The sequence below is a fragment of the Streptomyces luomodiensis genome, assembly GCF_031679605.1.
GTDB classification, from domain to species: Bacteria; Actinomycetota; Actinomycetes; order Streptomycetales; family Streptomycetaceae; genus Streptomyces; species Streptomyces luomodiensis.
In genome coordinates this window covers 1,613,800-1,625,327 of the sequence record NZ_CP117522.1, presented here as the reverse complement: position 1 = coordinate 1,625,327, position 11,528 = coordinate 1,613,800, and the positions used below count along the sequence as shown (strand labels likewise).

The window sequence follows — 11,528 nt, the reverse complement described above, 5'->3', positions numbered from 1 at the left end:
AGGGGACGCGGCATGAGCGCCGCACGGGCGGCCGCCGGGCCGCGGTTGGTGACGATGCCCGCGGTTGTGCGTCGCGCGGGTGGAGGAGCGGGTGAATGGGGCACTGCATGAGGGACGACCAGGGGCTGCGCATCGTCCGGCTCGCCAACTTCGTCACCCCCGCCTCCGGCGGCCTCCGCACCGCGCTGCGCGAACTCGGGGCCGGCTATCAGGCGGCCGGGCACGAGGCCGTGCTGGTGGTGCCGGGCGAACGGGCCTCGGACGAGCACACCCGCCAGGGGCGGGTGATCACGCTGCCCGGACCGACCATCCCCGGCACCGGCGGCTATCGCGTCCTGACCGACCGGCGGCGGCTGGCCCGGCTGCTCGACGGGCTGGCACCGGACCGGCTCGAGGTGTCGGACCGCACCACCCTCCGCTGGACCGGGGAGTGGGCGCGGCGCGCCCGCGTACCGGCCGTGATGGTCTCCCACGAGAGCGCGGACGCCGTACTGCGCACCTGGGGTGTGCCGGACGCGGTGGCCAGGGGAGCCGCGGACCGGCTCAACCGCCGTACCGCGCGGGCGTACTCGCGGATCGTCTGCACCACCGAATGGGCGGCGCGCGAGTTTGTACGGATCGGCGCGCGGAATGTCGTACGCGCCCCTCTGGGCGTGGATCTCGGCCACTTCCACCCGTCCCACCACGATGCCGCGCTGCGGGACCACCACCGTGGCGAGGCCACCGTGCTCCTGGCCATGTGCTCGCGGCTCTCGCCGGAGAAGCGGCCCGGCCGGGCCCTCGACGCGCTCGCCGAGCTGCGGCGGCGGGGGGTTTCGGCGGCGCTCGTGGTCGCGGGGGACGGTCCGCTGCGGTCGCGTCTGGAGGACCGCGCCCGCGCCGAGGGGCTTCCGGCGGCCTTCCTCGGCCATGTGGCGGACCGGGCGCGGCTCGCCGCCCTCCAGGCGAGCGCCGATGTCGTACTGGCGCCGGGCCCCGCGGAGACCTTCGGTCTCGCGGCGCTGGAGGCTCTGGCCTGCGGTTCGCCCGTCGTCGTCAGCGCGCTCTCCGCGCTGCCGGACATCGTCGGCCCGGCGGGCGAGACCGCCGCCGACAGCGGACCGGCCTTCGCGGACGCCGTCGAGCGCGTCCTCGACCGCTCGGAGTCCCTCCGCCGCGCGGCGGCGCGGGCACGTGCCGAGCGCTACGGCTGGCCCGCGGCGGTGGCCTCCTTCCTGGCCGCCCATGACCCGTCCGCCGAGGGCGTCCGGTCCGCCGACGGCGGCCGGGCCCCGGCCACCGCCCTCCCGTCCGCCCCGGCGGCCTCCGCCCACCAGACGGCCGGCGGTGCGCGGTGAGCGCACCCGACGCTCACACGGGGGACCGCGCTGGTACGGAACCGGCTGGTGTGGCGGCCACATCGCGCAGCGTGTCGTTCCGGCATCCACCGGGTCGCCGAGGCCCTCGACCGCACGATCGGCGCGCTGCGTGCCGATGGCGCCGTGGTGCTCACCGCCTGCCTGCCCGACCCCGGGCGGATGCTGGGCTTGCCGTCCGCGCTCGCGCGCCCGCTGGGGCGCCGGATGCGTGCGGTGAACACCGTGGTGCACGCGCTGTCCCAGCGCTACGACGCGGTCCATGTGGAGCTGGGCGACCACGCCTGGGTGGCCGGCCGGCGGGCGTGGAGTGTGGACCGACTGCATCCGAGCGAGCTCGGGCAGCGGCTGCTGGCCGGGGAGTTCCACAGCGCCCTGTGCGCCCGGTCCATGGCGACCGGCCCGCCGCCCACCTCGGAGCTCGACGGCCCCGCGCCCTCGCGCGCCGGCGCCGCATGGTGGATGGCGACCCGCGGCACCCGCTGGATCGTGGACCGCTGCACCGACCTTCTGCCCGGCCTGGTCGCGTTGGCGGCGCTGGAATGGAGCCACCGCCTCCGAGGCACCGGACACCTCCTTGAGGAGCGGGACCGGCGGGCGACGCGCGCCGCGCTCACCGCGGTGACCCGTGGCCCGGCCCCCGCCCGCCTCCCCCTCCGGCCCCCCGAACCGCGCGCCGTTCCGCCAGCGCTGCCGTGTACCGGGCAGCTCGCGTCCCCGGGCACCGTTCCGCCCGCGCCTCCGCGCACCAGGCAGCCCGCGCCCCCGCACCGAGCAGCTCCCATCCCCGTCCCCGTCCCAGGCCCCGTCTCCGTCCCCGGCCGCCGACTCGCAGTCTCACCCGGCCGCCGGTCCGCTCACCGCCGGTGTACCGTCGCACGCTGCGACAATGGCGGAGTGACGGGTCGCTGGGAGTTCTGGATCGACCGGGGCGGAACCTTCACGGACGTGGTCGGCAAACGTCCGGACGGCCGCCTGGTCACCCGTAAACTGCTGTCCCACCACCCCGAGCGCTATCCCGACGCCGCCGTCGCCGGAATCCGGCAGACGCTGGGGCTCGGTTCCGGCGAACCGGTTCCGGCCGAGCGGATCGCCGTCGTCAAGATGGGTACCACGGTCGCCACGAACGCCCTGCTGGAACGCAAGGGCGAGCCGACCGTCCTCGTCGTCACCGAGGGTTTCCGGGACGCGCTGCGCATCGCGTACCAGAACCGCCCCCGCCTCTTCGACCGCCGGATCCTGCTGCCCGAGGCGCTGTACGACCGGGTCGTGGAGATCCCCGAGCGGGTGGACGCCCATGGCGACGTCGTGCGCCCTGTGGACCTCGACGCCGCCGCCGAGGCGCTGCGCACCGCGCACCGCGACGGCTTCCGCAGTGCCGCCGTCGTCCTGCTGCACGGCTATCGGCACGCCGGGCACGAACAGGAGGTCGCCGCGGTGGCGCGCGACCTCGGCTTTCCGCAGGTGAGCTGCTCGCACGAGGTCAGCCCGTTGATGAAGCTGGTGTCACGCGGCGACACCACCGTGGTCGACGCGTATCTCTCGCCGATCCTGCGCCGCTATGTGGAGGACGTGGCCGCCGAACTGCGCGGTATCCGGCTGATGTTCATGCAGTCCAACGGCGGGCTGCGGGAGGCCACGCACTTCCGGGGCAAGGACGCGGTGCTGTCCGGTCCGGCCGGTGGTGTGGTGGGCATGGCGCGTTCCTCGGGCGAGGCCGGCCACGACCGCGTCATCGGCTTCGACATGGGCGGCACCTCGACCGATGTCTCGCACTACGCGGGCGAGTTCGAGCGGGTCTTCGGCACCGAGGTGGCCGGGGTGCGGATGCGTGCCCCGATGATGAACATCCACACCGTGGCGGCGGGCGGCGGTTCGGTGCTCCACTTCGACGGCCGGCGCTACCGCGTGGGGCCGGACTCGGCCGGTGCCGTGCCCGGCCCCGCCTGCTACCGGCGCGGCGGCCCGCTGACCGTGACCGACGCCAATGTGATGCTCGGCCGGATCCAGCCGGACCACTTCCCGGCGGTCTTCGGCCCGCACGCCGACCAGCCCTTGGACGCGGCGACGGTCCGGGAGCGCTTCGCCGCGCTCGCCGAGGAGATCGCGGCGGCGACCGGCGACCGGCGCGGACCGGAGGAGGTCGCGGCGGGCTTCCTGGACATCGCGGTGCTCAACATGGCCAACGCGGTCAAGAAGATCTCCGTGCAGCGCGGCCGCGACGTCACCCGCTACGCGCTCACCAGCTTCGGCGGCGCGGGCGGCCAGCACGCCTGCGCGGTCGCCGACGCGCTCGGCATCGACACGGTGATCGTGCCGCCGCTCGCGGGGGTGCTCTCCGCGTACGGCATCGGCGTGGCCGACGCCACCGCCATGCGCGAGCAGGCCGTCGAGGCGGAGCTGAACGAGGAGACGCTGCCGCGGGTGCGCGAGGTGTGCGCGCGGCTGGCCGACCGGGCCCGCGGCGAACTGCTCGCGGACGGCGTCCCGGAGCACACCCTGGACACCGTCGCCCGGGTCCATCTGCGGTACGCGGGCACCGATTCCGCCCTCCCCGTCCCGCTGGACTCCGCCCCCGCGATGGCCGAGGAGTTCGTCCGGGCGCACCGTACGCGCTATGCCTTCACCATGGACAAGCCGCTCGTCGTGGAGGCGGTGTCGGTCGAGGCGGTCGGCGCGTCGGGACCCACCGGCGGCCATGCCGTGGAACGGCCGCCCAGGGAGGGCGAGCTGACTCCCGTGACGACCGTAAGGATGTTCGCGGAAGGGCGCCGGCAGCGTACGGCGCTGTACGAACGCGACCGTATGGACCCCTCGGACCAGGTCACCGGCCCCGCGATCATCGCCGAGGAGGACGCCACCACCGTGGTGGACCCCGGCTGGCGGGCCACCATGGGCGAACGCGGCCATCTGCTGCTCACCCGGGTCCGCCCCCGGCCGCGCACCACGGCGGTCGGCACCGAGGTGGACCCCGTGATGCTGGAGGTCTTCAACAGCCTCTTCATGGCCATCGCCGAACAGATGGGCGTACGCCTGGAGCACACCGCCCACTCCGTCAACATCAAGGAGCGGCTCGACTTCTCCTGCGCGCTCTTCGACGCCGAGGGCAATCTGATCGCCAACGCCCCGCACATCCCGGTGCACCTGGGCTCCATGGGCGAGTCCATCAAGGAGGTGCTGCGGCGCAACGGGGACGCGATGCGCCCCGGCGATGTGTACGCGATCAACGACCCGTACCACGGAGGCACCCATCTGCCGGACGTCACCGTCGTCACCCCGGTCTTCGACGAGACGGGGACCGGACTGCTCTTCCTCGTCGCCTCGCGCGGCCACCACGCCGAGATCGGCGGTATCACCCCCGGCTCCATGCCCGCCTTCAGCCGCACCGTCCAGGAGGAGGGCGTCCTCTTCGACAACTGGCTGCTGGTGCGGGACGGGGCGCTGCGCGAGCGCGCGACGCGGGAACTGCTGACCGGCGGGCCGTATCCGTCCCGCGCCCCGGAGGCCAACCTCGCCGATCTGCGCGCCCAGATCGCCGCCAACGAGAAGGGCATCCAGGAACTGCGGCGGATGATCGGGCAGTTCGGGCTCGACGTGGTGCACGCCTATATGGGCCACGTCCAGGACAACGCGGAGGAGTCGGTGCGCCGTATCGTCGCGGGCCTCCGGGACGGCTCCTACCGCTACGAGACCGACGACGGGGCGGTCATCCGCGTCACCCTTACGGTGGACCGCGCGGCGCGTGGCGCCGTACTGGACTTCACCGGCACCTCGCCCCAGCGCCCCGGCAACGACAACGCGCCCAGCTCGGTGGTGATGGCGGCCGTGCTCTACGTCTTCCGGACGCTGGTGGCCGAGGACATCCCGCTCAACAGCGGCTGCCTGAAACCCCTTCAGGTCCGCATCCCCGAGGGCTCCATGCTGGCGCCTGTCTTCCCGGCCGCCACGGTCGCCGGGAACGTGGAGACCTCCCAGGCCGTCACGGGCGCCCTGTACGCGGCCCTGGGCGTCCAGGCCGAGGGCTCCGGCACGATGAACAACGTGACCTTCGGCAATGACCGCGTCCAGTACTACGAGACGGTCGCCAGCGGTTCCGGCGCGGGTGACGGCTTCGACGGCGCCGACGCCGTGCAGACCCATATGACCAACTCGCGGCTGACCGACCCCGAGGTGCTGGAGTGGCGCTATCCGGTGCGGGTGGAGAGCTTCGCGATCCGCCGGGGCAGCGGCGGCCGCGGCCGCTGGCGCGGCGGCCACGGCGTCACCCGCCGCATCCGCTTCCTGGAGCCGATGACCGTCGCCCTCCTGACCGGCCACCGCCGGGTGGCCCCGTACGGCATGGCGGGCGGCGCACCAGGCGCCCTGGGCGCGAACGCGATCGAGCGTGCCGACGGTTCGGTGGACCACCTGGCGGGCCGCGACGCGGCGGATGTCGGGGTGGGCGACGTCCTGGTCGTCCATACGCCGGGCGGCGGCGGTTACGGCCCGCCGGGGAAGTCCGGCTGAGGCGTGGCGCGTTCGGGTCGTTTGCCGCCGCCGCGATCGGTAACCCGACCCCTGTCACAGCCCGCACGCACGCGCCCGCACGGTCCTGGGCGCCCGCCCGCGAACCCTGCGCGGTGAGCCCGACGGCGGGCGGCGTCAGCGCCGTCGTTGACGGCAGTCGTTCATGGAAGGGGCAGCCATGGCCTGGTGGCAGAAGGCCGCATGCACGCACGAGGACCCGGAGTTGTTCTTCCCGGTCGGGGTGGCGGGCCCGGCCGCCCAGCGTCAGGAGGCGCGGGCCAAGGAGGTCTGCCGCAGTTGTCCGGTGATCCAGGAGTGCCTGGAGTATGCGCTGGAGGCCGGTGTGACCCACGGGGTCTGGGGCGGCACCGGTGAGGAGGAGCGCCGCGCACTGCGCCGCAAGGCGCAGCGCACGGAGCGGGTCGGTGCCCGGCGCGCCCGCTAGTCCCGGTCCGCGACGCCCTCCGCGACGTTCTTCGCGACGCCCTCCGCGACGCCCCCCGTGCCGTCGCTCGGGACGTCCCGCCGGGCAGACAGCGGCCAGGAGACCCGGCCCAGCGGGGTGAACCGCACCGGGGTGCCGGGGACGGCCTGCGCGGCGGCGGCCAGATACGGCTCCGGTACGACCCCCACGACGGGGTAGCCGCCGGTCGTCGGATGGTCGGCCAGGAAGAGCACGGGCCGTCCGTCCGGCGGCACTTGGAGCGCGCCGAGCGCCATTCCCTCACTGGCCAGCTCACCGTCCTTCGCCCGCTCCAGGGCGGGGCCCTCGGTCCGCAGTCCGATCCGGTTGCTCGCGGCCGAGACCCGGAACTCCCCGGTGGCCAGGGTGCGCAGTCCCGCCGTGGTGAACCAGTCGTCGCGCGGGCCGAGCACCACGGGCAGCACCAGCTCCCGGGCCGCGCCCCGGTGCGGCACCCCGTCCACACCGGGCACGGGGCCGCGCGGCGGGCCGAGCCGCAGCACCGCGTCGTGCGCGAGCGGTGCCGGACCCAGCCCGGAGAGCACGTCCGTGGACCGGCTGCCGAGCACCGTCTCGGCCTCCACACCACCGTCGAAGGCCACATAGCTGCGCACCCCGTGGGCGGCGGCCCCGGCCTCCAGGAGCGCGCCCGCGGGTACCCGTACGGCCGCGCCCCACGCGGCGGGGCGGCCGTCGACCGTCACCGGGCAGGGCGCGCCGGTGACCGCGACCGTCGCCGTCCGGCGCAGCCGCACCGCACAGCCGGTCAGCGTGGTCTCCAGGGTGGCGGCCCCTTCGGCGTTGCCCACCAGGCGGTTGGCGAGCCGGTGGGCGGGCTGGTCGAGCGCCCCGGAGCGGGGCACCCCGAGATGGGCGTGGCCGAAGCGGCCCAGGTCCTGGACGGTGGTCAGGGCTCCCGGCCGTACGACCACGAAGGCGCTGTCGGTCATGGTGCGGCCCCTTCCGACACCGAGCGCGGGGCCGTGTCCGTGCCCCGGTCCGCGGCCGCCGGGCCCGGTTCCGGTTCCGGTACGAAACGGACGCGGGTGCCGGGGGTGAAGAGCGCCGCCGGCTCCCGTGCGGGGTCCCACAGCACGGTGTCCGTGGTGCCGATGAGCTGCCAGCCGCCGGGGGACGAGCGCGGATAGACGCCCGTGTACGCCCCCGCGAGGGCCACCGAGCCGACCGGCACCCGGGTCCGCGGCGTCGCGTGGCGCGGCACGTGGAACCGCTCGGGCAGCCCGGTCAGATAGCCGAAACCGGGCGCGAAGCCGCAGAAGGCCACCCGGAACTCGGTGCCGGAGTGAATCCGTACGGCCTCCTCGGGCGTCACCCCCCACCGCTCCGCGACCCCGGCCAGATCGGGCCCGTCATAGCGCACGGGCACCTCGACGGTGGCGCTGTCGTCGCGGTCCAGGGGCGGTATCCGCCAGCCGGGCAGCTCGGCGGCGAGCCGCCCGGGGTCGGCGAGCCCGTCGAGGAAGACGGTGCGGGCGGCGGGCACGATCTCCCGTACGGCGGGGAGCCGGCGCGCGGCGGCGCGGCGCAGCAGTTCGGCGTGGAGTGCCTCGGCCGCCTCGCCGCTGTCGAGCTCGATGAGCAGCCCGTGCTCGCCCACCGGCAGGCTCCTCATGGTCATGCGAACGCCGCCACACGCACCCCGGCGGCGGTCAGCTCGGCCCGCACCCGGCGGGCGAGGTCGGCGGCGCCGGGGGTGTCGCCGTGGACGCACAGCGAGCGCACGTCCACCTCGATCCGCTGTCCGTCGATCGAGGTCACCGCGCGGTCACGGGCGAAGCCGAGGGCCCGCTTGACCACCGTGTCCGGATCGGAGACCACCGCGCCGGGCTCACCGCGCGGGACGAGGGTCCCGGCGGCGGTGTAGGCGCGGTCGGCGAACGCCTCGGCGACCACCGGCAGCCCGGCCGCGCGGGCCGCCTCGTGCAGCCGGGACCCGGGCAGCCCCAGCACCGGCAGCGGACCGCCGTCCGCCAGCCGTATGCCCTCGACCACGGCGGCAGCCTGGGCCTCGTCGTGCACGCTGCGGTTGTAGAGGGCGCCGTGCGGTTTGACGTAGTCCACCCGCGCCCCGGCGGCACGCGCGAAGACCTCCAACGCGCCGATCTGGTAGGCGATCTCGTCGGTCAGCTCGCGCGGCGGGACGTCCATGCTGCGCCGTCCGAAACCGGCCAGGTCCCGGTAGGAGACCTGGGCCCCGATGCGCACCCCGCGCCCGGCGGCCAGCTCGCACACCCGGCGCATGGTCGAGGGGTCCCCGGCGTGGAATCCGCAGGCGACATTGGCGCTGGTGACGATGGACAGCAGGGCCTCGTCGTCGGTGAGCCGCCAACGGCCGAACCCCTCGCCGAGGTCGGCGTTGAGATCGATGGAGTCGATGGACGCGTTCGCCAAGGGTGCGGTCATATCCGTCCGTTCGGGCGTGGGGGACAGGTGGTGCGCTGTGGATGGCACCACAAGGTAAGCGATCGTTGAACGATCCGACAAGAAGCATGTTGTCCGGTGACCGTTTCTGGGCTTGACTTCTCGCTATACGGGACGAACGAGACATCAAATAGGGGTTGATGTGACTAACGGGGCAAAAGGTGCGAAGCGCCGATCCGGCGGACCGTCGGATCGGGCCGGGGAGGCGGAGGTGACGGACGCGGCGGAGTACCCCCGGGGCTCCGGCCTCGCCGCCGGGCTCGAGGCCGACCGGGCACTCCTGGGCCGTACCAGTACGGCGGAGCGCGTCGCGGACATCCTGCGCGACCGCATCGCCGAGGGGTTCTTCCCGCCCGGCACCCGGCTGTCCGAGGACAGCGTGGGCGGCGCGCTCGGTGTCTCGCGCAACACCCTCCGGGAGGCGTTCCGCCTGCTCACCCATGAGCGGCTGCTGGTGCACGAGCTCAACCGCGGGGTGTTCGTCCGCGTCCTGACCGTCGACGATCTGAACGACATCTACCGGGTGCGCCGGCTCGTCGAATGCGCCGCGGTGCGCGGCCTGGGGGAGCCGCCCCATGCGGTGGAGGCGGTCGAGGCGGCGGTCCTGGCGGGCGAGCGCGCCGCCCAGGACCGGGCCTGGCAGGACCTGTCCACCGCCAATATCCGCTTCCACCAGGCGATCGTCTCCCTCGCCGGAAGCCCCCGCGCCGACGAGCTGATGCGCGGAGTGCTGGCCGAGCTGCGACTGGTCTTCCACATCATGGCCGACCCCCGCCGCTTCCACGCCCCCTATCTGGTGCGCAACCGACAGATCCTGGAAGTGCTGCAGAGCGGGGACGCGGTGGAGGCGGAGCGGCTGCTCGCCTCCTATCTGGACGATTCCCAGGGGCAGTTGGCCGACGCCTATGGGCGGAAGATGTCCCGCCGGTAGGGGTTTCCCAGCGGTAAACGATCCGGCGGGGTGGACACAAGTTGGTTTCAGACTCTTGTCGGATCGTTGAACGAACACCTAGCCTCCGGTGCACCCTCCTCACACCCCTGTGAGGTCCTGTGCGCGGAAGGCGGGACGCATGATCGTTCTCCTTGGCGTCCTCGTGGTGATCGTCGGATTCGCCACACGACGCAACCCGTTGCTGGTGGTGGGGGTCGCCGGCATCGCCACCGGGCTGCTGGCCAAGCTCTCGCCCCAGCAAATCCTGGCGGCCTTCGGCGACGGCTTCGCCTCCAGCCGCTCTGTGACGATCTTCGTCATCACCCTGCCCGTCATCGGCCTCCTGGAGCGCAACGGCCTCCAGGAACAGGCCCGTACCCTCATCGGCCGGCTCGGCAAGCTCACCACCGGCCGGTTCCTCGCCCTCTACCTGCTGCTGCGCCAGCTCACCGCCGCCCTCGGCCTCACCAGCATCGGCGGCCCGGCCCAGAGCGTGCGGCCCATGGTCGCGCCGATGGCCGAGGGTGCCGCGGAGCGCCGCCACGGCCCGCTGCCCGAGCGGATCCGGGAGCGGATCCGCTCGTACTCCTCCAGCGCCGACACGGTCGGACTGTTCTTCGGCGAGGACTGCTTCCTGGCCATCGGCTCGATCCTGCTGATCACCGGATTCGTCAACAGCACCTACCACACCCACCTGGAGCCGCTTCAGCTGGCGCTGTGGGCCATCCCCACCGCCGTCTGCGCGTTCCTCATCCACGGCTTCCGGCTGCTGCGCCTGGACCGCTCCCTGGACCGCGACCTCGCCGCCCCGGGCGGCCGGTCCGCCGCCGACGGCAGCCACACCGCGGAGGCAGCCAAATGATCAAGGCGGAGTGGTTCTACTGGCTCGTCGGCGCCGTCTTCCTCGCCATGGCCGCACAGATGGCCGTCGACCGCAGCAACCCCAAGCGCCATGGTTCGGCCGCCTTCTGGGGGCTGCTCGGCGCATGCTTCTTCTACAGCAGCTGGGTGGTGGAGAAGAAGGCCCCGGCCGAGCCGCTGGGCGTCGCCGTCCTCGCCATGGTCTGCCTGGGCGGCTTCCAGCTCACCGGGCGCGGTGTGCCACGCACCACCACCCCCGAGCAGCGGACCGCCTCGGCGGCCCGGCTCGGCAGCAGGCTGTTCGTCCCGGCGCTCACCATTCCGCTGGTCGCGGTCGTCTGCGCCTCGGCCGTCAAGCACTGGCGCATCGGGGGCGAACCGCTCCTGGAGGCCGGTAGCGAGACCATCCTCGGCCTCGGCTTCGGCGCGATCGCCGGGCTGGCGGTCGCCATGGTCGTGGTCCGCGAGCGGCGTCCCACCGTGCCCCTGCACGCCGGCCGGAACCTGCTGGAGTCCATGGGCTGGGCGCTGCTGCTGCCCCAGCTGCTCGCCGTGCTCGGCTCCATCTTCCAGGTGGCCGGGGTCGGCGAACAGGTCGGCAAGATCACCGAACAGATGCTGCCGGACGGCCAGAAGTACGTCGCCGTCGCCGTCTACTGCGTCGGAATGGCCCTGTTCACCGTCATCATGGGCAACGCCTTCGCCGCCTTCCCGGTGATGACCGCCGCCATCGGCTGGCCCGTGCTCATCCAGCAGATGCACGGCGACCCGCCCCTCGTCCTCGCCGTCGGCATGCTGGCCGGTTTCTGCGGCACGCTCGTGACCCCCATGGCCGCCAACTTCAACCTGGTGCCCGCCGCCCTGCTCGAACTCAAGGACCAGTACGGCCCCATCAAGGCGCAGCTCCCCACCGCCGGGGCGCTGCTGGTCTGCAACATCGTCATCATCTCGCTCTTCGCCTTCTGAGGGG

9 protein-coding genes are annotated in these 11,528 nt (G+C 73.7%); 6 read left to right on the top strand and 3 right to left on the bottom strand.

Annotation, left to right across the window (positions count from 1 at the left end; genetic code table 11):
• Positions 1-107: 107 nt before the first annotated feature.
• The 3 genes from PS467_RS06735 (at position 108) to PS467_RS06725 (ending at position 6,306) form a co-directional block, all read left to right on the top strand.
• Complete coding sequence (locus PS467_RS06735) at positions 108-1,337, top strand: glycosyltransferase (RefSeq protein ID WP_311034438.1); 1,230 nt, start codon at positions 108-110, stop codon at positions 1,335-1,337.
• Positions 1,338-2,252: 915 nt separating this feature from the next.
• Complete coding sequence (locus PS467_RS06730; RefSeq protein ID WP_311039777.1) at positions 2,253-5,861, top strand: hydantoinase B/oxoprolinase family protein; 3,609 nt, start codon at positions 2,253-2,255, stop codon at positions 5,859-5,861.
• A 178-nt stretch (positions 5,862-6,039) separates the two neighbouring features.
• The gene (locus PS467_RS06725; protein ID WP_268970585.1) at positions 6,040-6,306 is read left to right on the top strand and encodes a WhiB family transcriptional regulator; all 267 of its coding nucleotides are present in this window, start codon (positions 6,040-6,042) and stop codon (positions 6,304-6,306) included.
• On the opposite strand, the gene PS467_RS06720 is transcribed toward PS467_RS06725, so the two are convergent.
• The 3 genes from PS467_RS06720 to PS467_RS06710 are packed head-to-tail and all read right to left on the bottom strand — an operon-like array spanning position 6,303 to position 8,748.
• A complete protein-coding gene (locus PS467_RS06720) occupies positions 6,303-7,274 on the bottom strand; it encodes a 5-oxoprolinase subunit C family protein (RefSeq protein WP_311034437.1) in 972 nt (323 codons plus the stop codon). The two genes, PS467_RS06725 and PS467_RS06720, sit on opposite strands and share 4 nt — an antisense overlap.
• Positions 7,271-7,963: a 5-oxoprolinase subunit PxpB gene (pxpB, locus tag PS467_RS06715; RefSeq protein WP_311034436.1), complete on the bottom strand. Its 693-nt coding sequence runs from the start codon at positions 7,961-7,963 to the stop codon at positions 7,271-7,273. Before pxpB ends, PS467_RS06720 begins: the two co-directional genes overlap by 4 nt.
• Positions 7,960-8,748 (bottom strand): LamB/YcsF family protein, encoded by a 789-nt coding sequence (locus PS467_RS06710; protein WP_311034435.1) that lies wholly within the window; start codon positions 8,746-8,748, stop codon positions 7,960-7,962. The genes pxpB and PS467_RS06710 overlap by 4 nt, the downstream gene beginning before the upstream one ends.
• A 229-nt stretch (positions 8,749-8,977) precedes the next feature.
• Here PS467_RS06710 and PS467_RS06705 point away from each other — a divergent pair, with 229 nt between their 5' ends.
• The 3 genes from PS467_RS06705 (at position 8,978) to PS467_RS06695 (ending at position 11,524) form a co-directional block, all read left to right on the top strand.
• Positions 8,978-9,697: a GntR family transcriptional regulator gene (locus tag PS467_RS06705; RefSeq protein ID WP_268970580.1), complete on the top strand. Its 720-nt coding sequence runs from the start codon at positions 8,978-8,980 to the stop codon at positions 9,695-9,697.
• Between the two features lie 139 nt (positions 9,698-9,836).
• Positions 9,837-10,559, top strand: coding sequence for a DUF969 domain-containing protein (locus tag PS467_RS06700; RefSeq protein ID WP_268970579.1), 723 nt, complete (start codon positions 9,837-9,839; stop codon positions 10,557-10,559).
• Positions 10,556-11,524, top strand: a complete 969-nt coding sequence (locus PS467_RS06695) for a DUF979 domain-containing protein (RefSeq protein ID WP_311034434.1) — start codon at positions 10,556-10,558, stop codon at positions 11,522-11,524. Before PS467_RS06700 ends, PS467_RS06695 begins: the two co-directional genes overlap by 4 nt.
• The last annotated feature ends 4 nt before the right edge of the window (positions 11,525-11,528 follow it).

Excerpts from the sequence above, each read along its gene's own strand:
- PS467_RS06710 (WP_311034435.1), bottom strand. The coding sequence starts at position 8,748 with ATGACCGCACCCTTGGCGAACGCGTCCATCGACTCCATCGATCTCAAC.
- PS467_RS06725 (WP_268970585.1), top strand. The coding sequence starts at position 6,040 with ATGGCCTGGTGGCAGAAGGCCGCATGCACGCACGAGGACCCGGAGTTG.
- pxpB (WP_311034436.1), bottom strand. The coding sequence starts at position 7,963 with ATGACCATGAGGAGCCTGCCGGTGGGCGAGCACGGGCTGCTCATCGAG.
- PS467_RS06695 (WP_311034434.1), top strand. The coding sequence starts at position 10,556 with ATGATCAAGGCGGAGTGGTTCTACTGGCTCGTCGGCGCCGTCTTCCTC.
- PS467_RS06700 (WP_268970579.1), top strand. The coding sequence starts at position 9,837 with ATGATCGTTCTCCTTGGCGTCCTCGTGGTGATCGTCGGATTCGCCACA.
- PS467_RS06720 (WP_311034437.1), bottom strand. The coding sequence starts at position 7,274 with ATGACCGACAGCGCCTTCGTGGTCGTACGGCCGGGAGCCCTGACCACC.
- PS467_RS06735 (WP_311034438.1), top strand. The coding sequence starts at position 108 with ATGAGGGACGACCAGGGGCTGCGCATCGTCCGGCTCGCCAACTTCGTC.